This window comes from Stenotrophomonas sp. RIT309 (genome assembly GCF_000632045.1).
Taxonomy (GTDB): Bacteria; Pseudomonadota; Gammaproteobacteria; order Xanthomonadales; family Xanthomonadaceae; genus Stenotrophomonas; species Stenotrophomonas indicatrix.
On the sequence record NZ_JFYS01000001.1, the window covers coordinates 299,438 to 326,437 of the forward strand.

Consider the following 27,000-nt stretch of genomic DNA (forward strand, 5'->3'; position numbering starts at 1 on the left):
CGGAGGGCTGGATTTGGGACCGGGCGGGGGCGGGGCGCAGCCGCGCCTTAGCAACGGGTGAGGCTCTTCTTTCTATTTTATGAACCAGCTGACACGTGGATGACCATCCAAAGAGCTCGTCTGTCCGAACCAATTCACCAGCGTGGAGCTGGGTGCGCTCAACAGGCAATCTCTGTCTCTGTCCCACTGGAAGTCCGTGTTAAGAAGTTGCCCGCCACCGTGGACTGGAATGACGGCGCCGAAGTAATACTCACTCCATGCACCAGGAGGGCCTAGTCGAATTCTTGCGATGAGCTCATTCGTTCGCGCTGAGAAGTCGAATTCAATCTTGGCAGATGAGTCGAAGTCCAAAAGATCGCCGAATGTAAGCGCTCCAAACGAGAATTCCTCGCTTGAAAGGCTTGCGGTATATGTTTGGCCCTCGATGATTAGGAAGGAGACATCCTTAATTGCTTCGCCTTCAAAGAAGATGTCAAGGCGAGTTTCCTGAAATCGGTAATGCCAGTAGTCGCCTGAAACAAAATGGGGTGCGCCGAGAATTTCGCGAACTCGATGAGCGGTTACTCCGGGCTCGATATGCTCTGGAAGATCTGCAGGAGCGCGCTGATAGGGGACTATGGTGCGTTGCGCATCAAGTCCCAAGCTGTTGTCAGATTTTAGCGTAGCAATACGCTCTCGGGTTAGCTGCTCGAGCTTCGTGCTTACCAGCAGAGGCCGGATTGTTCCCCCCTCCCAGGTACGGGCACCCCAAGTCGCCTCCTCTTCACGCCATGCATGCCATGCGTTGTGCGCACGCTGCAGTGCCGCTGCCTCGTCAGCTTCTGCGGTCGCCAACCTCTCTACGAGAAGAGCGGTTAGTTGATCTTCCGCCTCTAGGAATTGAGCAGAAGCTTGCTCATTCATTTCAAGTTGGGTCATCGCTTCTGGCCACTCCCGCGATGACGCAGTGTCAGTGGCATCCGCCAAGTAGATCGCACGCTCGACGTAGTGTTGTGCTGTGACAACGGCTGTCTGTGCCGATTCGTTTAGCGCGCTATGCCGGAATTGCTTGAGGTCTTCCAACGTCATATTGTTGCGGTTGAGCTTCTCTTGAAGGTCAGCGGCGCTGTGCAATGAGGCCAAGTCGCGCGTGGCATCCGCGCCCTCGGCGCGCCGCTTTAAGAAGTACTCTGCTAGACGGAACAAACCGTAGCCAAGTGGAAGCAAGAGCAACTTAGCGATGCTTGAGTCAAGGAAGGTATCGACCCATCCCGCGGGTGTTCCCGTGAGCATGCAAGCGACCTGCGCTGAAGTGGAGGGGTCAAATTTACACAATGGACGCGAGATTTGCCGGATACCGGTGCATCGGGGACGCTCGGCCGGACATGCCTGTACGGGAGTGCTGGCAAGGGAAGCGGGGCGCCGCCAGCATGTTTCCATGCCCCCCCCTGGCCACCAGCAGCGGTCAGCTCGCGCGCCCTTTAGGAAACGCCCACGTGGCGCGAAGGGCGACCCCACACGTAAGGCATCCGCCGGCATTTTGCCGAAGTGGAAGCAAAGACTAGGCTAAATGTCTGTTGAGTTAGCGCCAGCACTTTCGCGTTACCGGCCGCCGACAGTCATTCCTCTAGCAAGCGTGCAGCTGGATTTGCCGCAGCGCCACCCGCTTGGAAGTACCCCATCACACTCGATACCGACCGGTGCTCGGTCAATTGCATGATCGCCGGCAGCGCCACCCCTTGGCGACTGGCTTCGGTCACGAACCCTGACCTGAGGCTGTGCCCACCAAAATCCCCCTCCAGCCCGGCCAGTCTCGCCCGCCGTTGCACGATTTCGCCGACCGCGGCGGGGGACAGGGCAGGGCCGACGCGCTGTTTCCATAGCCGCCGGAAAATCGCCCCCTCGGTGATCCCGGACGCCTCCAGCCAATCCTGCAGGGCGAGGGCGGCCCGATCCAGCACCGGTTTGTCCGGCGTCGAGGTCGCGGTGACACCGGCCTGCTGGGTCTTGCTGTGCTCCAGCCGGTAGATATAGCCCGCCTCGCCGATGCGGCGCAGGTCGCGCAGGTCTGCAATGGCGATCTCGCTGCGTCGGCGGCCACCGCTGGCAAACCCAAAGCAGAGCAGGGCGCGATCCCGAATCCCTTCCAGGCTGTCGTCGCAGGTGGCCAGCAGCGCTTCCAGCTCAGGCAGGGTGATGGCGGTGAGGCCAGCGGCCACCAAGGCCTGATCGACGGCCGGAGGCAGTTCCCAGGCCAATTCGCCGTCAGCCGATCGGCGCTGTACGTGGTCGACCACGAACTGCAGCACGGTGGCTTCGGGTACCGGCAAGGCCAACTCGATACCGTAGCGCGCCGCATGCCAGCCGGCCCAGTAGCGCAGAGCGCTGCTGTAGCTGCGGGTAGTGTTCTCGGCCGCGGCTTCGGCCAGCAACTCGCGGACCGCATCTGCAGCCTGCTGGGCCAGTTGTTCGGGCAGCACCAAGCTGGTGGCAGTAAGCCCGGCTGTGCCGAAGGCTTACAACCCCGGATCCGAGCCACTCAAATGCCAACAGCATGCCCATCCGGATGTTCGGGCGTACTGCGCCGAAATTGAGCGCTGGTACGTCCAAAGTGAGGCGCGCCGCCAAGGTTTGCCAACGCCATCAAGCCAATTGATCCGGCTACCGGCCTACGGCACCTCAGAATCCAAGCAGCTTGGGGCCGCTTGCATGGGCGGCACAGCGATGCGGCGACTCAGTAACGGTTGGGAGCAGCTGCGAAACGCTAAGGGGGAATGGTTGCGCTGCCGGGAGCAGTGAACCGGGGTGTAGGGGCTGCGCCCCTACGAAAACGCCTCACATGCGCTGGCGCGGCCTCGGCCCACGGCTCATGTAGACCACATTGGACGACTCGGCGTCGGGGCCGGATACACCCGCGCCCAACCGCCGTTCTCGGCGAATTCTGAGGGCATCGGCAAGGTAGATGACGCTGGATTTCGTTGTGGCAGAAGCCTTTCGGGGCGGCGCCGATCGGGCAACCACCTCGGCGCGAGCATCGGCCATCATTAGTCGCCATTCCCGGGCGATGTTGCAGGTCAGCGACCACCAGGTCATATCGCAGGGTTCCAGCTGGTGACCTTCGGGGGTGAACATGTGACCTCCTTGAAAGCCGAAACCTGCCCAAGGGCCGGTTAGAACTGTACGGTCGTGGGGATCGATCTCGATCATGCTGCAAGCTCATCCTTGCCGGGGGAACGAGCAGGCAGGCAAGAGCCGAGCCAGAGCCACAGCCATTGCCAAGCAGAACCGACGAAAGCAGCCCAGCGGCGCAGCCTGTGCCGGGCACGCCTCATTTCGCATAATGTATACAGCGTGGACGCTATCGAAGCCCGGTACCGCCGCCTGAGCCTTGTGGGGCAGGGCGAAGCCAACAGCCAAGCACAAGGCCATCGCGGTAGCCGCTAAGCGCTTCCAGAAGGTTCGCTCCGGCGAAGTGAGCGCTGCACGCTTCATGATCTCAATCGCCTGTTTTTCAGGCTCCGGATGCCCTTGGATACGGAGAGCATCCGCCACCACCCACACCTGTGGCACACGCCTCCCCATGCGGTAGTGGCCGATTGCGCCATCCGTAATCCCCAGCAGCGGCGCCAGCTTTGAATAGCTCTCGACCTTGGCCGCTACGCGGGTCCGCTCAAAGAAGTCATTCCAGTCCATAGCTGCCTCGTTTCGTGTACGGGTGTAGCCTACAGGTGTTGACGCCTACGGGCGTAGGCGCGTATAAAGCCCCCATCGCCTACGGATGTAGGCGGTCCCGCCACCGGCACCCCAAGGCCGCTGGCGGGTCCTCTTGGGGGCTTGGGGTAGGGGACAGTGATGATCGATCCGCTCATTACCTTCGTGCTGCTGGCGGCCATCGTGGCCGTGTCCATCGGCGGCGCAAAGCTCGTTTCGCGGCTGCTCGACCGGCGTGATTACACCGCCTCGCAGCGGTCACGCGAGGCCCAGGTCATCGCACTCGCAAAGGCTGAGATTGCCGCTACCAAGCGCGGCGATCTTCTGGCCGCTGCTCGCTACGCCGAACGGCAGGAGGCAAACCATGTTTCGTGATCGCCCCTTCCCGTGGATCCTTCCGGCTGTCGGCCTGTTCGCTATCGCCCCGCACCCGGCGTCCTTCGTGCTCGTGGTGTTTGGTTTCATCCACTGGCTGCGTGCGGAGCTTCGGAATGGTCGCTGAGTTCTTGCGCGATCCGCTGGTCGTCTATTTCGTTGGCGGCGTGCTGCTCACGGGCCTTTATTGGTCGCTTGCGTTCGCCCTGCGTGCGAGGGGGGCGGGCGATGGTCGCTAAGGTCAATCCGCGTTTCTACGATCCGGTTCGCTCGATATCTCCGCTTGAAGCGGTGATCCACGGCGTGATCCAGATGGAAAAGCTGCGCTACACCATCGAGCAGCGTCTACCGGGTGGCGCCTGGAATCACAAGAGCGACTACGGCAGCGACGAAGCCCACGCCCTGCGCAATGCGCGTTGGTTCCGCCAGATCCTGCGCGGCAAGGTGGACTACCGCGTCTGTGCGTGTGTGGGTGAGGCCAAGGCCGTGATTCTGGGCGAGGTTTCGCCGTGAGCGCGGTGCCGGCCGGGGCAGGACTCCCCGCGTCTAACAGGGGAGTCAGTGAATTCAGCAACCCCGAGGGAACCCTGACGGTCGGGATTGACTGGTTCTCGGCCTCTATCGATCTGTTCGTCGCACTGCGTGAGACGGGGTTCCTCGACCGCGACACACAGGACGAATCCCGTGAGTGGATCGACGCCTGCGCCGACAACGCCCGGGTTGCCGCGCTCCACGTGTTTACGTGGTTCTTCGGTGGCCTTGGCCTTGAACTGGATGAGGCGGCTGGCGGCGGTCGCTTCTACAAGTGGCGGGTCAAGCTCATTGACGCCGAAAAGAAGTTCGTCGGCATGATCGAGCTTGGCGGGGACAACTGCCAACGCATCGACGGCACGATCACCGCTCGCATCGAGCTTTCTGGCGAGGGATGCAAGTACGTTAGCGCAGCGCGCTGCGGCCATGCGCAGCGGTGGCTGGAGCTTCGAGCGAAGCTCGAAAGCTGCGCGGGCAGAATCACCAGACTCGACGTGTGCGCCGATGATCTGCTGGGCAAGTACCCATTGCGCCTGGCACAGAAGTGGTACGACGAAGGCCAGTTCGATCAGCGTGGGCAGCGCCCCAAGGCGCGCTTGGTTGACGACTACGACAGCGGCGATGGCAAAACGTTCTACGTGGGCGGAAAGGTCTCGGAAAAGCAGCTGCGCGTCTACGAAAAGGGCAGGGAGCAGGGCGACAAGAATTCCCCATGGGTGCGCTACGAGGCCCAATTCCGTGCCTCCAATCGGAAGGAACTGCCGCTCGATCTGTTGCGCGATCCTGCCGCCTACCTGCTCGGCGCCTATCCCGTGCTGCGCTTTCTGCGCTGTGTGTCCACCCGAATGGAAGTCACCAAGGCAGCGGTAGCGGCAACGCTGCAAAGCGCATTCCGGAACCTGCGCCGTCAGTACGGCGCCACGCTCAACGTCATCACCAAATTCTGCCCTGACACCGACTCACTGCGGGCGGTCATGGAAACCTGCACTTCGCCAACGCTGCCGAAGTGGTTCAACGGGAATGTAGCAGCGCATTGGGCCGACACCTCGGTCTTGCAACCACCAAACCTCAAAGGGGTCTACGCATGAGCATCAAGGTCACCGTCCTGAAAAGCGAAATTGACGAACGCGGCGGCAGCTTCAAGAACGACAAGGGCGAAGACGTCGCCTACAGCACCCGCAAGCAGAAAGGCAAGCTGGAAACGGACGGCTTCGCGTACCCGTTCGATGTGCGCCTGCAGGACGGGCAGCCGGGCTACCCGCAGGGCGAATACGAGCTCGATGTGGAATCGATGCTCCAGGTCAACAAGGGTGTGGCCACCCTCAGCAAGTACACCGTGCTCCGCCAGCTGCCCAAGGCCGCACCGCGCGCCGCAGCGCAGGCCTAAGCCATGGCCGTGTGCGTGTCTCTTACTGCTGAGGGGACGCTCGTACCCACCGGGGAGCCTGCATCGCAGTGTGGTGGGTACGTGCTTGTGTCAGCGGCAGAGCACGCACAGGCCTCAATCCTCATCGATCTTTTCCAGTGGCCGGAACCTGAGGTGGCTACTGGTTGGTTCTCGGGGGTGTTCACGCTGGTGCTTGCACTGAACGTGCTGGGCTACCTCGTCGGCGCCGTCGTGAAGTCGGTCAGTACAGACCGGGATTGACCACCCCACCTAACGCGCGCAACGCGCATCACAGAAGGAGTAGTGCAATGGATTTCGGCGAAATTCTCACCGGCCTCGCAGCGGCCAGCGCCATCAGCGCAATCATCGGCGCAGGCGCCATCAAGGCGGGCCCGGGCTTCGCTCGCTGGGCTACCAACAAGGTCGCGACCTTCTTCCGCTAATCGCGGAAGAATCGTGACGGGGAGGGGCTGGGAAACCAGCCCCGATTCCTATGCAGACACAGCCCGATGACGTCAGCACTGATGAATGCCAGGACGACTGGTGCCCCGAGTGCGGCGGTGATGACGTGATCGTGTTGGACGACGGCAGCCTGTGGTGTACGGAGTGCCGCATCGTCATCGACTACTAGGGGTGGACGATGGATTTCAGCGGGGTTTTTCTTGGCCTGTCGGTGGCGCAAGTCGTGGCCGCGATCATAGGTGCCGGCACCCTGATGGCGCTCCCATGGTTCGGGCGATGGTGCGTTGACAAGGTCGCCGGGTTCTTTGAGGACCGAGAGGATCTCGACGCCGACGAACATGCGGACGATGAGGCGGGCGATGTTGAAGAGGCCGTATGTGCTGACAGCGGCCATGACTATGACGACGGCGAATGCGTGATCTGCGGCGCATCGGAACGGGAGCAGTAACGATGCTTGTGTGCATGGTATTCGCGTTCATTGGTGGACTAGCCGGTCACGCGGTTTCACTGGCATTCAATGAGGCCTCACAGTGAGACTTTCTATAGCTGTGCTACTCGCATTTTTGTGCGCATCTTCGACCGCTGCCCTCGCTCAAGATGACACGTTGGCGTGTGAGCAGGTGACCTATGAACTTCGATACTGCGAAGATCAAGGAATGGCATTCTCTGCGGCGAGCACAGTGGCTGCTCAGATTGCTGTGGGAGGATTTAGCGGCTATGGGCCCGGGGAAGTGTCGACAGGGGCGGTTGAGTTGAATGGACTCATCGTTGGCGCCCAGTTGCTGGGCCCTAACGGCGCCGTTATCGGCATTGTTCGGCGTGCATTTCCGGAAGGAAAGCAGTGCAGTACGCGGCCCGAGCAGACCACGTGGCGTGGGCCCGGCCCGGGTGGCGTAGGCAGCGTCTGTCATGACGGTTGCGCCTACGGCGGCTCGGTCTACGCAGGATCACCAATCGGCATCCTGTTCGTCCCAACAGGCGGGACCTGCTCGACTAATGATCACCCTTCACCCACCACGCCTGATCCGGGAGAGGGCGGAGGCGACGGCGGCGGCACCGATCCGGGCGACGGTGGCGGTGATGGTGGTGGGGACGGCGACGGCGGCGGTGGTGGTGGCGGCGACGGTGGCGGCGATGGTGGCGGTCCTGGCCCGGGCGACGGCGACGGGGATGGTGACTGCACAGATCCCAATGGGTGTACGGGAACCGGGCCGGGGCCGGGAACGGGCGAGGGCGAGGGCGGTGATGGTGATGGTGGCGCGCCGGGGCCTACCACGGGGCGCCTTTACAAGAAGTCCGGCAAGACGGTGCAGAAGGTCCTCGCCGAGTTCAAAACGGCCATTGAGGGCGCCCCGATCCTGTCGAAGGTGAAGGGCTTCTTTGGCAGCTGCACTGGCGGTGGCAGCTGCCCTACGGCGACGTGGGATGGTGGGCAGTATGCGGGCAAGTTCGATCTGGGCGCCTTGTGCAGTGGCCCGCTACTGCAGCTGTTTCAGTACGCGGGGTTCGTGTTTCTTGCAGGCATGGGCATCGTCGCACTGAGGTGGGCACTGCTATGAAGAGAAATCACCTGATCGTGCTGTGCGCGGCACTAGCGGCATTGGCGCTGTCCGCTTCGTGGGCCTACGCCGATGGAGTGGGGCCGGTCACAGCAATCACCACCTGGGCAAAGGAACAGATCACCTCACTATGGGCCGACTTCTCGGACTTCATGACGGACCTGCAAATTGACTTTGTTGAACTGGTTCTGTCGTTCGTCAAGGCCATCGTGTATCTGATCCCGGCGCCGGATTTCCTCTCGCAAATCAGCTTCTGCGCGATGCTCAACTCAGCAGGGCCGTGGACAGCATTCATCGTCGCCCAACTGCGCGTTGGTGAGGCCATAGCGGTTCTCACTGCAGCACTTGTATTCCGCCTTGTGCGGGTGTTCCTCACCTTGTTCCAGTGGACCTAACGACATGATCTTCGGCCATGAAGGGCTGCCTCGCAGCGGCAAGAGCTACGAGGCGGTGCTGCACCATATCCTGCCCGCGCTACGAGCGAAGCGACACGTCTACGTACGTCTGAACGGGGTAGGGGAGAGCCTCGACAAGATCGCTGCACATTTAGGCATGCCAGAGGATGAGGTGCGCGAGCTGGTGCACGTCATGGGCGATAAAGAGGTGGTTGAGTGGTGCGTGTGCGACACAGATAACGACGGCGCGATCTCGTTCCCGTACATCGAGAAGCACGCCTTGATCGTGATCGATGAAGCGCATGAGTACTGGCCGACCAATCGCGCCAACCTGCCGGAGCGTGCCGCGAATTTCTTCGCCAAGCACGGCCATATCAGCCTGGACATGGTGATCATCTCGCAGGACTGCAAAGACCTGCACCGCCTCATCATTCGCCGCATGGCGAAGAAGAACACGTACACCAAGCTGGATGCGCTCGGTTCCGATCAGCGCTACTCGGTGCGGTTCTTCGCCGCCACGGGCACGGGCAAGTATGAAACTGTGGGCACGGAGGTTCGCAAGTACGATCCAGCTATATGGGAGCTCTATCACGGCGTGCAGCCGGGCATTGAGTCAAACGAGGTCTACAAGGGGAACACCCGCACACTGTGGAAGACCATGCGTGCACCGGCGATTCTGATGGTGCTGGCGCTTGTTGTTGGCGTGTGGATGCTTGGGAGGTTCTTCTTTGCAAGTGGTACCACCGGTGATAGCGGAAATCTGAAAGAGGTTGTCGCCTCGCAGAAGGCCGCTGTACCGAAGATGGCGCAGGCGCCCGGCGCTCAGCCGGCCACCGTGGTCACCAAGGCCGTGGAGGCTTCGAAGTCGAAGGAGAAGCTTCCGGCAGGCGTGCAATACATCCTTGATATGGCGGCAAATGCCAGGGCCCGGCACGCTGGCTGGTACGGGCATCGCGATATCGTTGAGTTCCGAGCATCAGGAGGCGGGCAGGTGCTGGATCGATTCACCACGGAGCAACTGTGGGCGCTGGGCTGGTCTGTCAAAAGGACCGAATTTGGCGTACTGCTGAGTGCTCAAGGTCATGAGATTATCGCGACCACGTGGCCCGTCGACCCGTTCGGCGAACAGTCCGATTCGACCACTGAGCGCATAAGGGCTGCGGCGGGGTCGCCTGTGACGAGCGCGAGCGAGACACAGCCGACCACCGCCGCGGCGAACGGAAGCACGTTGATTGCAGTTGGTAAGCGCCCGCTGGGTACGTTCCCCGAGACGCCGCCATATCCGTCAACACTCTAATTAGCGTGACGCATCACGTCGCAAGCCACATCAAGTAAGATGCCCCAAGTTCTTGGGGGCGAGTATGGATATTCGATTAGGCATGCTTCTGGCGCTACTTGTGATGGCGCAACCTCTGCAAGCTCAACAGGTCCGCTCGGCGACCGGGCCACAGCCGGTGCCCAGGTATAGCCCGGCTGTGCCGAAGGCCTACAACCCGGGATCCGAGCCACTCAAATGCCAACAGCATGCCCATCCGGATGTTCGGGCATACTGCGCCGAAATTGAGCGCTGGTACGTCCAAAGTGAGGCGCGCCGCCAAGGTTTGCCAACGCCATCAAGCGAATTGATCCGGCTACCGGCCTACGGCACCTCGGAATCCAAGCAGCTTGGCGCCGCCTGCATGGGCGGCACAGCGATGCGGCGACTCAGTAACGGTTGGGAGCAGCTGCGAAACGCTAAGGGCGAATGGTTGCGCTGCCGGGAGCAGTGAACCGGGGTGTAGGGGCAGCGCCCCTACGGAAAGCGCCTCACACGCGCTGGCGGGGCTTCGGCCCACGGCTCATATAGACCACATTTGACGGCTCGGCGTCGGAACCGGATACACCCGCGCCCAACCGCCGTTCTCGGCGAATTCTGAGCACTTCGGCAAGGTAGATGACGCTGGATTTCGTTGTGGCAGGAGCCTGCCGGGGCCGTACCGATCGGGTGGCCACCTCGGCCCGTTCCTCAGCCATCATCAACCGCCATTCCCGTGCAATGTTGCAGGTCAAGGACCACCAGGTCATGTCGCAAGGCTCCAGCTGATGACCTTCGGGGGTAAACATGTGGCCGCCCTGAAAGCCGAAACCGGCCCAAGGGCCGGTTAGATCTATGCGGTCATGTGGATCAATCTTGATCATGCTGCGAGCTCGTCCTTGTCGGGTGAACGAGTAGGCAGGCAAGAGCCGAGCCAGAGCCTCAGCCATTGCCATGCAGAGCCGACGAACCCAACCACGACGGATATGGCATTTCGCATAATGTATATTATGTTCAAAGCAGACCGGACATCGACTCCGCTACCGAGCCCGGCCAATGGCACCCCGGACATCACCCGGGCCCCAACCCAGCCGTAGCTTCTCTGTCCCCCCTGGTCGCCGGCGCCCCACAAGGGGCAACCCGGCATGTCCTGGCAGCACACGCCCACACGAGCAGTCGCAAGGTCCAGTCTCCACTAGTCAGGCGTACCTCACCGGACCAACGTTCAATTCTGAGGGAACCCAAGCCCTCAGCCCTGCAGAATTCAACGCCGGCGGACCCGCGACCACCGTGACGCGTCACGTTAATTGCGCCCGCCAACCCGTCAATCGCGCCGCTCTGGAACGTCTCGTGATTGGACCCGTCCTTGACCGGAGCGTGGACGCTGGCATCTCGCCAGCGGAGCACGCACTCAACTTGAGCAGTGCACGCGGTCCGCGCGCTCATTGCAGACGCGATTCAAAAATCATCAGACGCAACAGGCTACTTCGCTGCACCCGCGCTGTGCAGATCCCGACACAAACCTCCAACTTTTCCTACTTCCACTCTAGGAAAAATCTCAAAAATCGAATGTTTTCGATGCTCGACGCGACAGCGGCGCCAGAATGAGTGCCACGCCACTGGGCGCTGACAACACTCCTGCGCATGAACGGATTCCCTGCACCGCGCCGGCTTCGCCTGGCCCTGCTTGATGACCATGACGTCGTCCGCCGCGGCACGGCCTTCCACCTGGGCAACGACAGCCGCTTCGAGATCATCGCCAGCCACAGTGACAGCCGGGCGTTCGTGCAGGCGCTGCAGCAGCGTCATGCCGATGTGGCCATCATCGACATCACCCTGGCGCCCGGTGATATCAGCGGCACCGAGCTCGTCGAGCACCTGCGGCAGGCATTGCCGAGGGTAACGCTGCTGGGTTTTGCCGGACAGACCTCGGTGGCGATCATCAACCACCTGTTGGATGCCGGAATCAGCGGCTTTGTCGGCAAATCCGAGCCGTTGATTGAACTGTCCGACGCGGTCGTACGCGTGTCCCAAGGGCTCTGCCGCATTCCGCCGTCGTGCAAGCTGCTGACGCCCTGCGATGCGCTGAGCCGCAACGAGCGCGAGGTCATCCGGCTGGTCCTGGATGGGCTGACCGTCTCGGAGATTGCCTTGCATCGCCACCGCAGCATCAAGACCGTCAGCACGCAGAAGATTGCCGCGCTGCGCAAGCTGGGGTTGCGCAATGACGCGGAGATCTTCGCGATACGGCAGCAGTTGGAGGCACTGTGACCGCGCTGTTCAAGCGTGGCCGCAGGCTCATGCTGCTGGCGCTGTTTACCCTGCTTCCCTGTACGTCCGCAGGCGACATCCAGCACGGAAAGTGGACAGCGGGGCACGTGGTCCGGGTGGCCGCGGCCCCCACGCTGCACCCTGTGCCCGAAGATGCTGCCGACCCCGAGGTGCTGCAGACGCTGGCGCATGGCTATGCCGCGCTCGTGGCCCGCCATTCCGGCCTGACCTTCGTCGAAGTCCCTTTTTCCAGCACCCTCGCCGCGATGGCCGCCGTCTGTGAGGGGCGGGCCGATCTTGTGCTGGCGATGGGTGCTGACGATGGGGCACGCCTGCCCTGCCCCAGCCTGGCGCCCTCGCGCAGTTTTCCTGGCGGTGCCAGCGTGCTTGCCGGCCGCATTGGCGAGCGCTTGCCGCGGCGGGTTGCCGATCTCGGTACGCTGCGCATCGCTGCGGTTGAAGGAGGCCCCTACCCTGTGTGGCTGGCACAGCACCACCCTGCAGTGCCTGTGCTGCCGCACCCCAGCATGCGGGCGGCATTGGCTGCCGTGGATGCCGGCATTGCCGACGCAGCGATCGGCCTGGAATCCACTGCAGGTGCGATAGCACGACGTCACTTCTCCCACAGCCTGCGGTTGCAGACAGTGGATGCCGATCTTTCGACCCAGCTGCATCTGCTTGCCCGACGCGAGGACCAGGCGCTGCTTGATCGTATCGAGGCGGCACTGGATGACATCACCATCGAAGAGCATGCCCAACTGCTGCAGCGCTGGGCGCGGCAGACGCTGCCGGCCGCGCTCGGCCAGAAGGTGCGCGAAGGCCTTGATGGCACCGTGCTCTGGCTGTTGCCAGCCGCAGCCCTGCTGCTGGCACTCCCGTTGCTGGCTGCACGCAGGCTGCGCCAGCAGCAGGGTCTTGATCAGAAGCAGGCGCAGATGACGGGCATGATCAGCCATGAGGTGCGTAATTCCGCCCAGGCCGTCATGGCGTCGATCGACCTGCTGGGCCAGGCGCCACTGCCAGCCGGGCAACGCGAACTGGTCGCCGCTGCGGCCACCGCCAGCCAGACATTGCGCGGATTGCTCAACCGCACGCTGGACTTCTCCCGCCTGGCCAGCGGCACGTTCCGGCCAAAGCGGGTGCCCTGCAACGTCCCTGCGATCTGCACGCAGGCGCTGCGGGCCATTACGCCCCTCGCGCAGAAGAAGGCGCTCAGCCTGCAGCTCTGCGCACCGCAGGCGCCGTTCCCGATGCTGGCAACGGACCCGGAGTGCCTGCGCCAGCTGCTCGACAACCTGCTCGGCAATGCCGTCAAGTTCACCGACGTAGGCGGCGTTGAACTGCGCCTGCAGCTGGATGCGCCCACGAAGAACGCATCACTGTTGATAGAGGTCATCGACAGTGGCATCGGCATCGCGCCAGCGCAGATGAGCGCCCTGTTCGAGCCCTTCCGGCAGGCCGATGCAGGCAGGCAGCGCGGTGGCAGCGGCCTGGGCCTTTCCATCTGTCGCACGTTGGCCGAGGCCATGGGCGGCACCCTGGATGTCCATAGCGTGCATGGCCGTGGCAGCCGCTTCATTCTTCGCCTGCCCGTGCAGCAGGTGCAAGATGCGCCGGCCACTGCCGCTGCGCCCGCCCTGCCCCGGCTGGCCGGCACGCGTATCCTGCTGGTGGAGGATCACGCGCTGACCCGGCAGGTCATTGCCGCCCAGCTGCGGCGCTGGGGCGCGACGGTGCAGGAGGCTGCCAATGCCGAAGATGCCTTGGCGGCCCAGATGCAGGCGCCCTGCCCGCTGGTGATGCTGGACATCGGTCTGCCGGGAATGGATGGCTACGCGCTGGCCCGGCAATTGCGGCTGCATGAGGCAGAGGGCGCGCCGCGCGCTCGGCTGATCGCGCTTTCCGCCTTCACTGGCGACGATCACACGCTGCGCTGCCAGGTTGTCGGCATCGACGCGGTATTGCTCAAGCCGTTGCAGGCCGATGCGCTGCTGCAGGCGCTGGACCAGCCTGTGCCCGGCCGTGCCTTCGAAAGCACGGCCCGCGAACTGGTGGCCGCCTACGAAGAAGATATCGATCGCGAGCTGCAATGCCTGCACGAAGCAATCGCTCGTTGCGATGCCGCGCAGCTGCGCCATCATGCGCATCGCCTGCAGGGCGTACTGCAGATACTCAACGCGGGCGGCATGGATGCACGCGCCGGCGAGCTATGGGAGCTGGGCGATCGCGTGCCGCCCGGCTGGGACGATGCGCGCCAGCTGCTGGCCGAGCTGCAGTCGTGGCGCGGCTCCCGGGGTGCGGGAACCGCGCCGTCGCCCTGAATCAGGCGGCGTTGCGGCCTGCCTGGCGGCGGGTCAGGTCGTTGAAGCGACCCAGCGACATCAGGTGCTGGTGGATCAGCGCCAACCAGCCGTTGCGGTGCCATTCGATGACGGTCGCATCCGGCAGCGCAATGAACTTCTCGACGTCGACTACGAAGAAGCCGTTGAGGTTGAACTCGCGACCATCGGGCAGGCGCACGGTTGCATTGCGCTCGACCAGCAGGCCGTTGTCGACCAGTGCCTTGGAGAAGGCCTGGGTCTGTTCGTGCTCGCGGGTGAACTGGCCGCAGAACTCAAGCGCCTGCTGCACCATCTCGGTGGCCTTGCCATCGACGAACAGCGGCTGGCCTTCTTCGCCGCCACGGACGATGCGCGGGCTGTCTTCGTCGATGCCGAGCAGGAAGTCATTGTCCGCGCCGGTGTCGATGAAGATGAAGGGATGGCGGCGCAGGTAGGCCGGGATGTAGGTCTCGTCGTCCCACAGGCCATCGGTGATGAACAGGTTGTCGGTGGTCACGCCCACGGCGGCCATCGGCACCGCGCTCGGGCCTGCGAACAGGATCGGGAAGTGGTGCAGCGCCAGCGAGAATTCGCCCAGCACCAGCGGGATGGAGTTGCTGCTGGCAGCGAACTCGAGCTTGCCCGGCAGGATGCGCAGATCGGCGTGCAGGTCTGCCTGCAGCGGCACCGGGCGGGTGTAGAACAGGGGCGCGCTGCTCGGCGCAGCTTCGGTGGTGGTGTCGCTGGTGGTGGTCATCGTGGAAACCATGTCGATCATGCGCGCCTGCCATCCCGGGCGCGCCAGCGGGAACAACCTGAATCCCGCATTATCAACAAGGCAGGTGACAACGGCCACCCCGCGGCCGACTTATTTCAGCTGCAACGGGTAGCGCTGCCACAGTACGTGGACCAGGAAGCCGGCCAGTTCGGTGTCGCGCGCACTGACCGCTGCGCGGATCTTGTCCAGCAGGACCATGTCGCTGCAATGCCGCACATCGGCGTGGTTGGCCTGGCCAGCGCGCCGTGCCCGATAGCGTGCAGCCCGCTGTGCGTCGCTCATTGCGTACCCGAACTTGGGCGGCCGACCGCGTTTGCGCGGCAGGGTCAGCTCCAGGGTTCCGGGATCATTGTCATCACGCATGGGCAGGGTGCGGGCGGCGGCAAGCAACGGGGGGTGCGCAATTTATCGTGAGGCATCACTTTAATCCAGCTTTTTCTGCAGTTTTGTTGCAATGCAATGCAGGCACGTGGTGCACGGATGGCACCCATCCACGCATGGCGTGGGAAGTAGATCCACGCCATGCGTGGATAGACCCCCGCCAATGCAAAGGTCGGTAGATCCACGCCATGCGTGGATGACCCCCTCGCTAATACAAAAAAGGGAGCCCGCGAACGGGCTCCCTGCATCCACCTTACGCTGCACGCACCGGCTCGTAGCCATGCAGGTGCGATTCGCTGCTGGCCCGTCCCTGACTCAGCGAACGCAGCGAGGTCGTATACCCGACCAGCTGCGCCAGCGGCGCGAATCCGCTGACTTCGGCGCGACCGTCCTGGTCGTCGATGCGGGCAACGCGTCCATGGCGGCGATTCAGATCACCCACCACGTCCCCCACCGAGGCGGACGGCGAATGCACCGTCACCGCCATCACCGGCTCCAGCAGCTGCGTACCGCTGGCCGCCAACGCGGCCTTGATGCCCTCGCTGCCGGCCCGATGGAACGCCATCTCCGACGAATCCTTCGCGTGGGTCTGGCCATCCACCAGGCTCACTTCGATGCCGACTACCGGATGGCCCTGCGGGCCTTCCGACAGCGCGGCACGAACGCCCTTCTCCACCGCAGCGATGAAGTTGCGCGGCACCACGCCACCGACGATGCGGTCATTGAACACAACCTCGCCGTCGTCGCGCGGCACCACATCCAGCACCACGTGTGCGAACTGGCCCTGGCCACCGGTCTGCTTGACCAGGCGGCCCACGACGCCTTCCACGGCACGCTGCGGCGTTTCCTGGTAAGCCACGCGCGGCGCGCCAATGCCGATGTCCAACTTCCATTCGCTGCGCAGCCGCTCGACCATCACCTCCAGGTGCAGCTCGCCCATGCCCCAGGCCAGGGTTTCACCGGTCTCGCGATCGGTTTCCACCCGGAACGAGGGATCTTCCTGGGCCAGGCTTGCCAGGCCCTGCGCCAGCCGGATCAGGTCGGCCGCACGTGCCGGCTCCAACCGCCAGGCCAGTACCGGGGCCTGTGCCTGGATGCTCTCCAGGCGCAGCGGCTGCCCTCGCCCGCTCAGCGTTTCACCGCTGACCGCATCCTTCCAGCCCAGCACCGCCACGATGTCGCCGGCCACGGCCTGCCCGATGTCCTGGGTCTGGTCGGCCTGCACGCGCACCAGCCGGCTGATGCGACGCCCTTGCGGGTGCTGCGAGCTGGCCACGTTGTCGCCTACCTTCAAGGTGCCCGAGTACAGCCGAACGAAGCTCAACGCACCGTGCTGCTGGTGGGTGATCTTGAACAGCAGGCCAGCCAGCGGACCGTCCGGGTCCGGCGGCAGCAGGACGTCGCCGACCTCGCCTTCGGCAGTGACCGCAGGACGATCCAGCGGCGACGGCAGGTAATCGACCACCGCATCCAGCAGCGTTTCGATGCCCTTGTCCTTGAAGGCAGCACCCGCCAGCACCGGTACGCCGGCGCCCGCCAGCGTCGCGCGACGGATCGCTGCGCGCAGCGTCGCCACGTCGATGTCACGACCTTCCAGCCATGCCGTTGCCAGCACATCATCATGGTCGGCCACGGCTTCGACCAGCGCATTGCGCTGCGGTTGCCACTGCGCGCGCTCGGCCTCGCTCCATGCCGTCACCGTCGCCGCGCCTGCGTCCTGCCACTGCAGCACGCGGCCATCGACCAGGTCGACCCAGCCGTGGAAGTCGCCCTCACTGCCCAACGGCACGCCCAGCGCCCACGGTCGCGCGCGCAGCTTGTCCTGCAGCTGCTCCAGCACGCGCTCGAACGAGGCACCGATGCGATCCATCTTGTTGACGAACGCAATCAACGGCACGCCATGCCGGCGCGCCTGGCGCCACACGGTTTCCGATTGCGGCTGCACGCCGTCCACGGCCGAAAACACGGCCACGGCACCATCGAGCACGCGCAGCGAGCGCTCGACCTCGATGGCGAAGTCGATGTGGCCGGGCGTGTCGATCAGGGTCAGCTGGTGCAGCGGTAGATCGCGTGGCGCCCACTGTGCGTGCACGGCGGCCGCACCGATGGTGATGCCACGTTCGCGCTCGATCGCCGAGAAGTCGGTGGTCGCGTTGCCGTCATGCACTTCGCCGACGCGGTGGATCTCGCCGGTCTTCCACAGAAGGCGTTCGGTAAGGGTGGTTTTGCCAGCGTCGATGTGGGCAATGATGCCGAGGTTGCGAAGACGCGACAGAGTCTGGGTGTTGGTGTTCATGAGAGGGGTTCCTGCTGGGCCAACTTCGGGGGCCGCACACGCCGGTTGGCAACGGCGTGTGCGGCTAGCGTTCGGTCTCGGCGATCTGGTGCATGGCACGTTCTCCTTGCGTGGAGCGGGTTGAGGGATGGGGACGGAAACGAAAAGAGCGCCCCGGAGGGCGCTCTGTGGATGGTCCAGCGAAGGCCGCGATCAGCGGCCTCGTAGGGCTCCAGGCAGACACGCCCGTTCCGCGCTTGCGCGGGTCAGGGTGAAAAACTTCAGGAGCGGCATCCGGTTCATGCGGCGCATTCTAGACCTGTCAGTCTGGCGCGCAAGTGAATATTGCGCACATGGATGGAACGATGAGGCGCAACGGGGCAGCAATCACCCAAGAACGATCATTCGCACCCATTGATCCGCCGCGCCTCACCCACCGTCGCGGCGTGATCCCCCGTCACCGACACCCAGTCCTTCAGCGGGAAGGCGGCATTGATCTCGCCTCGACGGGGGGTGTCGTGGATGGTCACTTCAGTCCAGGCGCCCACCGCACCCAGCTCGCTCAGGCGGGCAGCCTGGTCGTCATCGGTGCTGAAGGTGTCGCCCGGCTTGGACGGCTTTGCGTTGTTCACGGTGGCGGTCTTCAGTGCGCGCACGCGCAGCGCACCATTGGGCATGCGCTGGCTGATCACGTCGTAACGCTCAACGCCGTAGGCCCACGACCGCTCGGCCTGGCGGCGCACTTCACTGCCGTCATCGGCCACCTCGATCTTGCCATCCACCAGTCCACTGATCGAAGCGAGGCTGCCGTAGCCGGCCATCATCGCTTCGTAGCCGATCATCTGCCGCTTCTCCAGCGGCAGTTCGCTGGCCGCAGGCTTCATGCCCGGCAGCTTCAGATACGCCGACTTCTTGCAGAGCAGCAGCACGCTTTGATTGCCCCAGGCCATCAGCATCGCGCCACCGGTGTAGTAGTGCGTGGTGAAAAGATCGGAGGCGGCGCCGGCGCCCTTCGCATGGCGGATTTCGATCGAGGTCGCCTGGTCAGCCACCTTGTCCAGCACAACCGTGCGGACGGGAGCGGCGTGCGCCGTGCACGATGCAGCAATGATCGAAGCCAGCAGTGTCGCGCGCGGGAGGATGTAGTTCATGGGGGTCATTCCGTTGAGAAAAACGAACCGACAATGATACGTCGCGCTGCGCAAGGAAGCTTTACTGCATCAGGTCACCACAACCAATGGCACACCGCGTCGCGGATGCTGCAGCACCACCACGTCCTGCTGGTAGACACGCTGCAGGTTGCCCTCGGTCAGCACGTGCGAAGGCGTGCCGTCAGCGGCCACCCTGCCCTGCTCCAGCAATACGATGCGATCGGAGTATCCGGCCGCCAGGTTGAGGTCATGCAGCACCACGATCACGCACGCACCGGCTTCGGCGCAGGCCCGTACGCTGCGCAGGGTGCGCTCCTGGTGGCGCAGATCCAAGGCAGCCGTAGGCTCATCCAGCAGCAGCAACGGCGTGTCCTGTGCCAGCACGCGCGCGAACGTGGTGCGCGCCGATTCGCCGCCGGACAACTGCTGCACTTCGCGCAGGCGCAGCGCCTGCAGTTCGGCAGCGTTGATCGCCCGCTCCACCTGGGCCTCATCCACCTGCGGATCCGGCGGGTGCGGCAGGCGCCCCATCGCCACCACTTCCTCCACGCTGAAGGCGAAGCGCACGCCGTGCTCCTGCGGCATCACCGCACGTTCGCGTGCAAGCGGCCCAGCCCTGTAGTCGCGCAGCGGGCGTCCGTGCAGATGCACGGCGCCACCGTCGGCGCGCAGATCGCCGGCCGCCACCCCCAGCAGGGTCGACTTGCCGGCACCGTTGGGCCCCACCAGCGCCGTCACCGTGCCCGGCTCGAATGCGAGGGTGATGCCATGCAGGATCTCGCGCTGCTGGCGACGCACCACCACGTCGCGCAGTTGCAGGAAGGCGCTCATGCGGCCGCCTTGCGGCGCTGCTGCAGCACCAGCCAGAGGAAGAACGGCGCGCCCAGCGCGGCGGAGAACAGGCCCAGCGGAATCTCGGCAGGCGGGTCCAGGGTGCGCGCCGCAGTGTCGGCCACCACGATCAGCAGTGCACCCAGCAGACCCGACAACGGCAGCAGCCAGCGGTGCCCAGGGCCAACCAGCAGGCGCGCCACGTGCGGCACCACCAGGCCGACGAAACTGATCGAGCCGGCGAACGCTACCGCAGCGCCGACCAGCAGCGCACTGAAGGCCACCAGCAGGCGCCGTGTGCGCGCCACGTCCAGCCCCAGATGCTGTGCCTGGCGCTCGCCGAGCGCCAGCATGTCCAGCGGCGTGGCCAGGCGCTGCAGTGCGAACGCGCCGACGGCGAACAACGGCAGCACCGCCACCACGTCGGCCCAGTTCGCGCGCGCCAGCGAGCCCATCTGCCAGAACACCAGCGATTGCAGCTCGCTTTCGTTGGCGATGTAGGTCAGGAAGCCGATCAGTGCCGAACAGAACGCGGCCATCGCAATGCCCACCAGCAACAGCGTGGCATTGCCACTGCCCTTGCCCGGCCGCGCCAGCGCGTAGGTCAGCCCGATCGCGGCGGCACCGCCGCCGAAGGCCGCCACCGGCACCAGCCAGCCGGCTGCACCCGCAGCGCCCAGCACGATCGCCGCCACGGCACCCAGCGCGGCGCCCTGGCTGACACCGACGATGCCCGGATCGGCCAGCGGATTGCCGAACAGTCCCTGCAGGCTGGCACCGGCCATCGCCAGCGCCGCGCCGACCATCGCCCCCAGCAATGCACGCGGAATGCGCAGCTGCCAGACCACGGCCAGGTCACGGCTGCTGACCGATTGCGGATCCAGCAGGCCCAGCTTCACCGCCAGCGCCTGCATCACTTCCAGCGGTGGCAAGCGCAGCGGCCCCACGGCGAACGACGCCAGCACCGCGCCCAGCAGCGCGAGCAGCGCAATCAACAACATCGTCCGCCCGCGACGGCGGCGTCGATCCGCAGGGCTCATGCCTTCGGCAGCGCCGCCAGCGCCTGCGCCAGGGCCAATGCACCCGCACCGGAACCGATGCTGGCGTACTTCAGCTGCGCATCCGGCATCACCCAGACCCGGTTGGCCTGTCCGGCCGGGGTCTGCTTCAGCGTCGGGTACGCCTTCCACAGGCCTTCAGCGCCACCGAACAGCTGCAGGTCGTGCTCGGTCACCAGGATCACGTCCGGTGCCGCCGCGACCACGCCTTCGTTGCTCAGCTGCGAATAGTTGGCCACGCCGGCCTCGGTGCCGATGTTCAGGCCGCCGGCCAGGGCGATCAGCTTGGCCGATGCGCTGTCGGCACCGGCCACGGTGGGCGAACCGCCCGCTCCCGTCGCCGACACATGGATCACCCGCGGTGCATGCGCCAGGCCCTTGCCGATCGCGGCGGCCTCATCCAGCTGGCGCTGCACCTGCGTGGCCAGGGTCTGCCCTGCGTCGGCCACGCCAAGCACGGCGGCGATCTTGCGCACCTTGTCCGGCGCCGGCTGCAGGTCATCGATCACCACTGCAGGCTCGCCCACTTCGCGCAGCTTCTTTGCCAGTTCAGTGTGGCGACGCAGGCTGTTGCCGATGAACAGCGACCCCTGCAGGCTGAGAACCCCCTCCACGCCGGTCGTGCGGTTGAACAGGAACTGGTGCGGTGCGGCCAGGCCTGCCTCGGTGGTGGTGTTGGTCGGCGCGGCGAACACCTGCTTGCCCAGGCCCAGCGCCTCGATCACCGCGATGATGTCGTCACCGCCGGCAATGATCCGGCTGCTGTCATCCACCTCCACATCGGCGCCATCGTCGGAGTGCACCTTGCTCGGCAGCACCGCCTGCTGCCCCGGCAGTGTCGGCACATCGTTGCCTGCCACCCGCTGCCAACCTGCGGGAAGTGCTCCCGCCTTGGCGGTGGCGGCCGCCGGTGCTGCTGCGTCTGGGCTGCCGGCAGACGGCGGCGCTTTGTCGCCACAGGCGGCCAGCACCAATGAAACGGCAATCGGGAGCGCGCACTGGCGCAGGCGGGAAGCGATGTTCATGCAGATTCTCCTTGCTGGCAGGGCGGCGGGGTGCCGCCCTGCCCTGTGGCTTACGGCTGGCGCAGGCTGATGCGGGTGATGCGGTCACCCTTCGGATCTTCAGCGCCACGCGACTTGTTCACGGCGAAGACATTGCCCTTGCCATCGGCGCGGACGTGATTGGGGAAGGTGCCGCCATCGAGGTTGCCGACCACCTTGCCATCACGGTCGACGGCAGTGACGGTGCCGGCCCCGCGATTGGTGACGTAGGCCAGGCCACTCTTCGCATCGAAGGCCACGTTCAGTGCACCGGCGCCGACCGGCACGTCGCGCACGACCTTGCCGCTGGCCACGTCGACGATCAGCAGGTTGTCGGTGCCCTGCGAGGCCACGTAGAGGCGGTTGCGCTCGGCATCGAAGGCAACGCCCGAAGCGCTGATCGAATTGCCCAGGTCGATGACCTTGTCGACCTTGCCGCTGGCCACATCGATCACCGCCGCTTCCGGCGTACCGATGCTGACCGTGAACAGCTTGCCGCTGGGCTCATCCAGCACCAGGCTCATCGGCACGAACTTCTCGTCGTCCACGCCGGAGGCCAGGGTGATCGGCTCCAGTGCCTTCAGCGTCTTCGCATCGAACACCGACAAATGGTCCTCACCGGCGGCCGAGGCGAACACCTTGCCGTGCGTGCTGTCGACCACCACGTCGCGGGCGTGCGGCACGGCGCCGACCGGGAACTGATGGACCAGCGACAGATCCGCCTGGCGATAGACAGCCACGGTGTCCTGGCGGGTGTTGCTGACCCAGACATTGCCATTGGCATCATCGACGCCCACGCCATACACCGCGAACACCGCACCGTTGGTGCTGCCCGGCACCTGCGCCGGGGTGATGGCCTTGGTCACCTTCAGCGACTTCGGGTCCAGTTTCAGCAGCTGCGACTGGGTGACCGGCGGGCGGCCGACGGCCGAGGTCACGAACACGGCATTGCTGGCAGCACTGTAGGCCGACTGGTACAGGCCCGGCACCAGCTTGTTGGACTGGGTGGCGAACTTCGCCTGGCCCGACAGTGGCAGCTGCGGCGACACACGCAGCTTCAGCACGGCTGCGGCGGCCGGCTGGCTGGCGCGCACCACCACCGGATGGGTACCCGGCACGGCGTCGGCCGGAATGGCCAGCTGGGTCTTGAAGTTGCCATCGGCATCGACCACTACCGGCTGGCTATTGAGCACGGTATCGCCACGCAGCAGGCTGACCTGCTGGCCCGGCACGAAGCCGCGGCCGGTGACATCGGCGGTGCTGCCGGGAACCACGTTCTCACCGCGTGAGACAACCTGGCCCTTGAAGGTAGCGCTGGCCGGCTGGTCGAACACCGGCTGTGCGCTGGCGGTCACTGCCAGCAGCAGGCCGGCGGCCAGGGAAGTGAGGCGGAAAGACGGACGGAATGACATGGAAGGCTCCTTGCACACGTAGGCCGCGCCTGGTGGCGCGGGATTCATCGGTTGCCTTGGCCGCTGCACATCGACAGTCCGCCTGGGTAGTGGGGTCGCACGGCACTGCCGTGCGAGGGGGTCATTCGGCGGCGTTGTCTCCACCGGCCGGCGCGCCGTCGGCGGCGCTGCGGTCGGTCACGCCATAAAGCTCGTGCAGCGCCGCGTGGAAGGACGCCGGCAGCATCGGGCCATGGCCCAGGCCCGGGAACTCGCGGTACCGCACGCTCAGCCCCGGCACCTTGCCCAGGCGCTCGGACAGCTGCATCGCCGCATCCGGGGTGGCGCCACCAATGCGGCGCAGATGCGCGACCACGCGCGGATTGCTCATGTCGCGCTTGCCACGGTCGCCGACGCGCTCGGCACCGCCCAGCATCAGCCACACCTTTGCTGGCTGGCCATGCACGTTCTGCACGAACTGCTGCTCGATGTCACCCAGCGGCGCACCTTGGCTCCACCACAATGACGGACTGGCACTGAGGTAGTACTGGAAGGCGGCCGGACGGGTGTACAGGCTGCTGAGCACGAACAGGCCGCCCAGCGAATGGCCCCACAGGGCCTGCTGCTGGCGATCGATGTTGGCGCGGCGTTCCACTTCGGGCTTGATGCGACGCTCGATCATGTCCAGGAAGGCCGCTGCGCCGCCGCCGACAGCCTGCGTCCTGCCGCTTTCATCATCGGCGCGATCGATCCATGCGGTGTAGTCGCGGGTGCGCGACGCCGAATCGATGCGCAGGTCGTTGTCGTAGCCGATCAGCACCAGCACCGGCGGCGCCTTGCGTGCGGCCAGCTCGGCCAGCAGCGGCTGGTCCAGCACCATCGCCACGGCGTTGCCGTCCAGTGCGTACAGCACCGGCGATGGCGCCTTGGGGGCCTTGGCCGGAATCGCCACATTCACCCGCCAGCGGCGCTGCTGATCGGGGCTGTCGATCACGAAACGCTCGAAGCGATAGCTGGCCGCCGGTGCATCAAGCACGGTCTGGCCCATCTTCTGCAGCGGATTGCGTTGCTGCGCGTATGCGTACGGGGTAGCCAGGAGCAGGCCCATCATCAAGGCGGCCAGGCCGGACAGCAGCGGGCCGCGGCGCGGAGGCAGGACGGAAGACTTCATCAGTGACGGCGAAAGCGGCACACGGCCACCGGTTCACAAGGGACCGCAGTCTACCTTAAACGCGAATGATTATCACATCGATCAAACGTCACGCTATGTATCACGCGCGCGACAGTGCGTACGCCAGCGCTTGCACCGGAAGTCCGGGTTCATCTACTTTGCCTGCCATCGGGGCGCAGGAATCGCCCCGCCCTTGCGGGCGCCTGCCTGGCCCCTGCCCATCAGCTCCACAACCGCCATGGGATCGGATCCCATGATTGTGAGAACCCCTTGAAGCACAAAGCACTGATCGCACTCGTCGCCGGCCTTCTCGCCCCGCTGGCCGGCCATGCCGCGCCGAGCCTGGCCGGGCTGTATTCGGCCTATGAAGAGGCCGGCTATTCCTCCCTCGGGCTGGAACAGCTCAACCAGACCGTACAGTTCACGGCAGTGAGCCTGGGCGCCTCCAGCAACCTGCAGGGCGGGCCGGTCCTTGAGGCGGGCGATGAGGATGGCCAGGTGCTGGCCCGCCTGACCGCCTCCGACGACGAGCAGAACGCCAAGCTTGCAGCGATGGAGGACGGCGTCACCTTCACCGCCAGCTGCACGCTGCAGTTCAGTTCGGGATCGGATTACCTGGCGCTGGGCGACTGCGTTCTGCAGTAATCAGCTTGGCACTGCTGACAGCAGCGCAGAAACGACGAAGCCGGCCCTGGGCCGGCTTCGTTGCATCGGGCCGAAACCCGTTGACTCAGGGGCCGGCGGGCACCGGACCGTACGGGTTGTCCTGCGGCGTACCCGGCAGCAGCGCAAAGATCAGGATCACCACGCCACCGCCCGGCACCAGCGCCAGCAGGTACAGCCACCCTGACTGGTTGCAGTCATGCAGGCGGCGCACGGTCACCGCGATCAGCGGCACGATCGTGGCCAGCCAGAGCGCACCCACCAGTGCCAGCGCGCCGATCGTGATCCCGGCCATCCAGCTGGAATCGGCGTCCAGCACGAGGCCGGCAACGAGCGCCACTGTCAGCGCAATCACGCATACCGCGGCTCCCGCAAGCAGCAGGAACAGCTGGAACATCCAGTACTCGCGGCGGTTGGCGCGGCCTTCGAACTGGGCGTAGCGCTTCAACGGCAGAATCATTTCCTGCACGGCATCGTTCCTTGAAAAATAAGCCGCGCAGTCTGCCAAATGCATGCGAGCGGAGCAATGCGCCGCCTTGCCACACGCAGACGACTACGCGCCCTTGGCCGCCCTCGCCGCCTCACGCTCGGCACGCAGCCGGTCGAGCTTTTCCTTCAACTTGATCTCCAGCCCGCGCGGCACCGGGTTGTAATACACCCGCTCGCCCATCGCATCGGGGAAACCGGTCTGGTCCAGCGCGATGCCGCCCTCGGCATCGTGGTCGTACTGGTACTCGGCACCGTAGCCCAGCTCCTTCATCAGCTTGGTCGGTGCATTGCGCAGGTGCAGCGGCACTTCTTCGGTACCACTGTTGCGCACATCGGCCTTGGCCTGGTTGAAGGCGGCATAGCCGGCATTCGACTTGGCGGTGCTGGCCAGGTACAGCACCAGCTGCGCGAAGGCGAGCTCGCCTTCCGGGCTGCCGAGCCGCTCGTAGATGTCCCACGCTTCCAGCGCCATGCTCTGCGCGCGAGGATCGGCCAGGCCGATGTCCTCGATGGCCATGCGGGTCAGCCGGCGCGCCAGATACGAGGGATCACAGCCGCCGTCGAGCATGCGCGTGAGCCAGTACAAGGCGGCATCGGGATTGGAGCTGCGCACGGACTTGTGCAGCGCCGAGATCTGGTCGTAGAACTGCTCGCCGCCCTTGTCGAACCGGCGGGTGCGGTCGGCCAGCACCTGGGTCAGCGTCTGCGGGGTGATGCGACCACCCTCTCCGCCCGCCAGCTCGGCGGCGATTTCCAGCAGGGTCAGCGCACGGCGGACGTCGCCATCAGCGGCGGTGGCGATTTCCAGCAGCAGCTCGGGCGCGACTTCGATGCGTTCCTCGCCCAGCCCGCGCTCGCGATCACCGAGCGCACGTTCCAGCGCTTCGACGATGTCGGTTGGCGAAACACCTTCCAGCACGTGCACGCGGCAACGCGACAGCAGCGCCGAGTTCAACTCGAACGACGGGTTCTCGGTGGTTGCACCGACAAACAGGATGGTGCCGCGCTCGATGTGCGGCAGGAACGCATCCTGCTGCGCCTTGTTGAAGCGGTGCACTTCATCGACGAACAGCACGGTGCGGCGACCTTCGGCGAAGCGCTGCGCGGCCTCTGCCAGCACCTGGCGCACCTCCGGCAGGCCGGACAGCACGGCGGAAATGGCGCGGAATTCGGCGTCGGAGTATTCAGCCAGCAACAGCGCCAGCGTGGTCTTGCCGCAGCCGGGCGGTCCCCACAGGATCATCGAATGCACGCGTCCGGATTCGACGGCGCGGCGCAACGCGCTCTCTGGCGCGAGCAGACGCTTCTGCCCGACCATCTCATCCAGGGTGCGGGGGCGCATGCGCTCGGCCAGCGGGCGCATGTGTTCCCGATCGACACTCAGCAGATCGGGGCCGGGGAATGAAGTGGAGCGATGTCTTGGCACGCGGTCATTGTACCGCGAGAGCATGCCAACCAAGGTTGGCACCCATCAAGGCGGTGCC

The 27,000-nt window shown here is 64.9% G+C and carries 30 protein-coding genes; 14 read left to right on the top strand and 16 right to left on the bottom strand.

Annotation, left to right across the window (positions count from 1 at the left end; translation table 11 throughout):
• Positions 1-72 precede the first annotated feature (72 nt).
• The 4 genes from BW38_RS19100 to BW38_RS19085 form a co-directional block, all read right to left on the bottom strand.
• Positions 73-1,272, bottom strand: a complete 1,200-nt coding sequence (locus BW38_RS19100; protein WP_032974788.1) for a lysozyme inhibitor LprI family protein — start codon at positions 1,270-1,272, stop codon at positions 73-75.
• A 326-nt stretch (positions 1,273-1,598) separates the two neighbouring features.
• On the bottom strand, positions 1,599-2,462 hold the full coding sequence (locus tag BW38_RS19095; RefSeq protein ID WP_032974789.1) for a site-specific integrase: 864 nt from the start codon (positions 2,460-2,462) through the stop codon (positions 1,599-1,601).
• A 352-nt stretch (positions 2,463-2,814) separates the two neighbouring features.
• Positions 2,815-3,183 (bottom strand): DUF3653 domain-containing protein, encoded by a 369-nt coding sequence (locus BW38_RS19090; protein ID WP_032974884.1) that lies wholly within the window; start codon positions 3,181-3,183, stop codon positions 2,815-2,817.
• A 12-nt stretch (positions 3,184-3,195) separates the two neighbouring features.
• Positions 3,196-3,672 (bottom strand): DUF3693 domain-containing protein, encoded by a 477-nt coding sequence (locus tag BW38_RS19085; RefSeq protein WP_032974790.1) that lies wholly within the window; start codon positions 3,670-3,672, stop codon positions 3,196-3,198.
• A 159-nt stretch (positions 3,673-3,831) separates the two neighbouring features.
• Between BW38_RS19085 and BW38_RS19080 the strand changes: the two genes are divergently transcribed.
• The 11 genes from BW38_RS19080 (at position 3,832) to BW38_RS19040 (ending at position 9,696) form a co-directional block, all read left to right on the top strand.
• A complete protein-coding gene (locus BW38_RS19080) occupies positions 3,832-4,065 on the top strand; it encodes a hypothetical protein (RefSeq protein WP_032974791.1) in 234 nt (77 codons plus the stop codon).
• A 116-nt stretch (positions 4,066-4,181) separates the two neighbouring features.
• Positions 4,182-4,304 carry a hypothetical protein gene (locus tag BW38_RS22155; RefSeq protein WP_268844463.1) on the top strand — a complete coding sequence of 41 codons (123 nt, stop codon included), beginning with the start codon at positions 4,182-4,184 and terminating at the stop codon, positions 4,302-4,304.
• A complete protein-coding gene (locus BW38_RS0120415) occupies positions 4,294-4,578 on the top strand; it encodes a hypothetical protein (RefSeq protein WP_152543259.1) in 285 nt (94 codons plus the stop codon). Before BW38_RS22155 ends, BW38_RS0120415 begins: the two co-directional genes overlap by 11 nt.
• Positions 4,575-5,684 carry a replication initiation factor domain-containing protein gene (locus BW38_RS19075; RefSeq protein WP_032974793.1) on the top strand — a complete coding sequence of 370 codons (1,110 nt, stop codon included), beginning with the start codon at positions 4,575-4,577 and terminating at the stop codon, positions 5,682-5,684. The genes BW38_RS0120415 and BW38_RS19075 overlap by 4 nt, the downstream gene beginning before the upstream one ends.
• A complete protein-coding gene (locus tag BW38_RS19070; protein WP_032974794.1) occupies positions 5,681-5,983 on the top strand; it encodes a single-stranded DNA-binding protein in 303 nt (100 codons plus the stop codon). Before BW38_RS19075 ends, BW38_RS19070 begins: the two co-directional genes overlap by 4 nt.
• A gap of 308 nt (positions 5,984-6,291) precedes the next feature.
• Entirely contained in the window at positions 6,292-6,426 is a 135-nt protein-coding gene (locus tag BW38_RS19060; RefSeq protein ID WP_051584860.1) for a hypothetical protein, read from the top strand.
• Between the two features lie 50 nt (positions 6,427-6,476).
• Positions 6,477-6,614: a hypothetical protein gene (locus BW38_RS21920; RefSeq protein WP_161763224.1), complete on the top strand. Its 138-nt coding sequence runs from the start codon at positions 6,477-6,479 to the stop codon at positions 6,612-6,614.
• A 9-nt stretch (positions 6,615-6,623) separates the two neighbouring features.
• Complete coding sequence (locus BW38_RS21980; RefSeq protein WP_032974796.1) at positions 6,624-6,893, top strand: hypothetical protein; 270 nt, start codon at positions 6,624-6,626, stop codon at positions 6,891-6,893.
• Between the two features lie 172 nt (positions 6,894-7,065).
• Positions 7,066-8,004 carry an attachment protein gene (locus BW38_RS21680; RefSeq protein ID WP_152543260.1) on the top strand — a complete coding sequence of 313 codons (939 nt, stop codon included), beginning with the start codon at positions 7,066-7,068 and terminating at the stop codon, positions 8,002-8,004.
• Positions 8,001-8,399, top strand: coding sequence for a hypothetical protein (locus tag BW38_RS19045; protein WP_032974797.1), 399 nt, complete (start codon positions 8,001-8,003; stop codon positions 8,397-8,399). The genes BW38_RS21680 and BW38_RS19045 overlap by 4 nt, the downstream gene beginning before the upstream one ends.
• 4 nt (positions 8,400-8,403) lie before the next feature.
• Positions 8,404-9,696: a zonular occludens toxin domain-containing protein gene (locus tag BW38_RS19040; RefSeq protein WP_032974798.1), complete on the top strand. Its 1,293-nt coding sequence runs from the start codon at positions 8,404-8,406 to the stop codon at positions 9,694-9,696.
• Positions 9,697-10,205: 509 nt separating this feature from the next.
• Here BW38_RS19040 and BW38_RS19035 read toward each other — a convergent pair.
• Positions 10,206-10,574 (bottom strand): DUF3653 domain-containing protein, encoded by a 369-nt coding sequence (locus tag BW38_RS19035; RefSeq protein ID WP_032974887.1) that lies wholly within the window; start codon positions 10,572-10,574, stop codon positions 10,206-10,208.
• A 763-nt stretch (positions 10,575-11,337) separates the two neighbouring features.
• Here BW38_RS19035 and BW38_RS19030 point away from each other — a divergent pair.
• Both BW38_RS19030 and BW38_RS19025 read left to right on the top strand, forming a co-directional pair.
• A complete protein-coding gene (locus tag BW38_RS19030; RefSeq protein WP_032974799.1) occupies positions 11,338-11,964 on the top strand; it encodes a response regulator transcription factor in 627 nt (208 codons plus the stop codon).
• Positions 11,961-14,285: an ATP-binding protein gene (locus BW38_RS19025; RefSeq protein WP_327083149.1), complete on the top strand. Its 2,325-nt coding sequence runs from the start codon at positions 11,961-11,963 to the stop codon at positions 14,283-14,285. The genes BW38_RS19030 and BW38_RS19025 overlap by 4 nt, the downstream gene beginning before the upstream one ends.
• 1 nt (position 14,286) lies before the next feature.
• On the opposite strand, the gene BW38_RS19020 is transcribed toward BW38_RS19025, so the two are convergent.
• From BW38_RS19020 to BW38_RS18980, 9 genes are all read right to left on the bottom strand, one after another.
• Positions 14,287-15,042: a SapC family protein gene (locus BW38_RS19020; protein WP_025877209.1), complete on the bottom strand. Its 756-nt coding sequence runs from the start codon at positions 15,040-15,042 to the stop codon at positions 14,287-14,289.
• A 111-nt stretch (positions 15,043-15,153) separates the two neighbouring features.
• Entirely contained in the window at positions 15,154-15,426 is a 273-nt protein-coding gene (locus tag BW38_RS19015; RefSeq protein ID WP_025877210.1) for a hypothetical protein, read from the bottom strand.
• Between the two features lie 271 nt (positions 15,427-15,697).
• Positions 15,698-17,740, bottom strand: a complete 2,043-nt coding sequence (gene fusA / locus BW38_RS19010; protein WP_032974800.1) for an elongation factor G — start codon at positions 17,738-17,740, stop codon at positions 15,698-15,700.
• A gap of 380 nt (positions 17,741-18,120) precedes the next feature.
• Positions 18,121-18,870, bottom strand: a complete 750-nt coding sequence (locus tag BW38_RS19005; protein ID WP_032974801.1) for a hypothetical protein — start codon at positions 18,868-18,870, stop codon at positions 18,121-18,123.
• 69 nt (positions 18,871-18,939) lie between these two features.
• Positions 18,940-19,701, bottom strand: a complete 762-nt coding sequence (locus BW38_RS19000; protein WP_032974803.1) for a heme ABC transporter ATP-binding protein — start codon at positions 19,699-19,701, stop codon at positions 18,940-18,942.
• Complete coding sequence (locus BW38_RS18995) at positions 19,698-20,741, bottom strand: iron ABC transporter permease (RefSeq protein ID WP_032974804.1); 1,044 nt, start codon at positions 20,739-20,741, stop codon at positions 19,698-19,700. The genes BW38_RS19000 and BW38_RS18995 overlap by 4 nt, the downstream gene beginning before the upstream one ends.
• Positions 20,738-21,784, bottom strand: a complete 1,047-nt coding sequence (locus tag BW38_RS18990; protein WP_025877220.1) for an ABC transporter substrate-binding protein — start codon at positions 21,782-21,784, stop codon at positions 20,738-20,740. The genes BW38_RS18995 and BW38_RS18990 overlap by 4 nt, the downstream gene beginning before the upstream one ends.
• Positions 21,785-21,834: 50 nt before the next feature.
• On the bottom strand, positions 21,835-23,214 hold the full coding sequence (locus BW38_RS18985) for an ATP-binding protein (protein ID WP_032974805.1): 1,380 nt from the start codon (positions 23,212-23,214) through the stop codon (positions 21,835-21,837).
• Between the two features lie 121 nt (positions 23,215-23,335).
• Positions 23,336-24,364, bottom strand: a complete 1,029-nt coding sequence (locus tag BW38_RS18980; RefSeq protein ID WP_032974807.1) for an alpha/beta hydrolase-fold protein — start codon at positions 24,362-24,364, stop codon at positions 23,336-23,338.
• Between the two features lie 270 nt (positions 24,365-24,634).
• Here BW38_RS18980 and BW38_RS18975 point away from each other — a divergent pair, with 270 nt between their 5' ends.
• Positions 24,635-25,009, top strand: a complete 375-nt coding sequence (locus tag BW38_RS18975; protein WP_032974808.1) for a hypothetical protein — start codon at positions 24,635-24,637, stop codon at positions 25,007-25,009.
• An 85-nt stretch (positions 25,010-25,094) separates the two neighbouring features.
• On the opposite strand, the gene BW38_RS18970 is transcribed toward BW38_RS18975, so the two are convergent.
• Together BW38_RS18970 and BW38_RS18965 are read right to left on the bottom strand one after the other, a co-directional pair.
• Positions 25,095-25,496 carry a DUF805 domain-containing protein gene (locus tag BW38_RS18970; RefSeq protein ID WP_032974809.1) on the bottom strand — a complete coding sequence of 134 codons (402 nt, stop codon included), beginning with the start codon at positions 25,494-25,496 and terminating at the stop codon, positions 25,095-25,097.
• Positions 25,497-25,580: 84 nt separating this feature from the next.
• Positions 25,581-26,966, bottom strand: coding sequence for a replication-associated recombination protein A (locus BW38_RS18965; protein ID WP_081794516.1), 1,386 nt, complete (start codon positions 26,964-26,966; stop codon positions 25,581-25,583).
• Between the last annotated feature and the right edge of the window lie 34 nt (positions 26,967-27,000).

Excerpts from the sequence above, each read along its gene's own strand:
- BW38_RS18990 (WP_025877220.1), bottom strand. The coding sequence starts at position 21,784 with ATGAACATCGCTTCCCGCCTGCGCCAGTGCGCGCTCCCGATTGCCGTT.
- fusA (WP_032974800.1), bottom strand. The coding sequence starts at position 17,740 with ATGAACACCAACACCCAGACTCTGTCGCGTCTTCGCAACCTCGGCATC.
- BW38_RS18965 (WP_081794516.1), bottom strand. The coding sequence starts at position 26,966 with ATGCTCTCGCGGTACAATGACCGCGTGCCAAGACATCGCTCCACTTCA.
- BW38_RS18995 (WP_032974804.1), bottom strand. The coding sequence starts at position 20,741 with ATGAGCCCTGCGGATCGACGCCGCCGTCGCGGGCGGACGATGTTGTTG.
- BW38_RS19040 (WP_032974798.1), top strand. The coding sequence starts at position 8,404 with ATGATCTTCGGCCATGAAGGGCTGCCTCGCAGCGGCAAGAGCTACGAG.
- BW38_RS21920 (WP_161763224.1), top strand. The coding sequence starts at position 6,477 with ATGCAGACACAGCCCGATGACGTCAGCACTGATGAATGCCAGGACGAC.
- BW38_RS18980 (WP_032974807.1), bottom strand. The coding sequence starts at position 24,364 with ATGAAGTCTTCCGTCCTGCCTCCGCGCCGCGGCCCGCTGCTGTCCGGC.
- BW38_RS19005 (WP_032974801.1), bottom strand. The coding sequence starts at position 18,870 with ATGAACTACATCCTCCCGCGCGCGACACTGCTGGCTTCGATCATTGCT.
- BW38_RS18985 (WP_032974805.1), bottom strand. The coding sequence starts at position 23,214 with ATGTCATTCCGTCCGTCTTTCCGCCTCACTTCCCTGGCCGCCGGCCTG.
- BW38_RS19045 (WP_032974797.1), top strand. The coding sequence starts at position 8,001 with ATGAAGAGAAATCACCTGATCGTGCTGTGCGCGGCACTAGCGGCATTG.
- BW38_RS0120415 (WP_152543259.1), top strand. The coding sequence starts at position 4,294 with ATGGTCGCTAAGGTCAATCCGCGTTTCTACGATCCGGTTCGCTCGATA.
- BW38_RS19000 (WP_032974803.1), bottom strand. The coding sequence starts at position 19,701 with ATGAGCGCCTTCCTGCAACTGCGCGACGTGGTGGTGCGTCGCCAGCAG.
- BW38_RS22155 (WP_268844463.1), top strand. The coding sequence starts at position 4,182 with ATGGTCGCTGAGTTCTTGCGCGATCCGCTGGTCGTCTATTTCGTTGGC.
- BW38_RS19060 (WP_051584860.1), top strand. The coding sequence starts at position 6,292 with ATGGATTTCGGCGAAATTCTCACCGGCCTCGCAGCGGCCAGCGCCATC.
- BW38_RS19100 (WP_032974788.1), bottom strand. The coding sequence starts at position 1,272 with ATGCTCACGGGAACACCCGCGGGATGGGTCGATACCTTCCTTGACTCA.
- BW38_RS21980 (WP_032974796.1), top strand. The coding sequence starts at position 6,624 with ATGGATTTCAGCGGGGTTTTTCTTGGCCTGTCGGTGGCGCAAGTCGTG.
- BW38_RS19080 (WP_032974791.1), top strand. The coding sequence starts at position 3,832 with ATGATCGATCCGCTCATTACCTTCGTGCTGCTGGCGGCCATCGTGGCC.
- BW38_RS19030 (WP_032974799.1), top strand. The coding sequence starts at position 11,338 with ATGAACGGATTCCCTGCACCGCGCCGGCTTCGCCTGGCCCTGCTTGAT.
- BW38_RS19085 (WP_032974790.1), bottom strand. The coding sequence starts at position 3,672 with ATGGACTGGAATGACTTCTTTGAGCGGACCCGCGTAGCGGCCAAGGTC.
- BW38_RS19070 (WP_032974794.1), top strand. The coding sequence starts at position 5,681 with ATGAGCATCAAGGTCACCGTCCTGAAAAGCGAAATTGACGAACGCGGC.
- BW38_RS19020 (WP_025877209.1), bottom strand. The coding sequence starts at position 15,042 with ATGACCACCACCAGCGACACCACCACCGAAGCTGCGCCGAGCAGCGCG.
- BW38_RS19015 (WP_025877210.1), bottom strand. The coding sequence starts at position 15,426 with ATGCGTGATGACAATGATCCCGGAACCCTGGAGCTGACCCTGCCGCGC.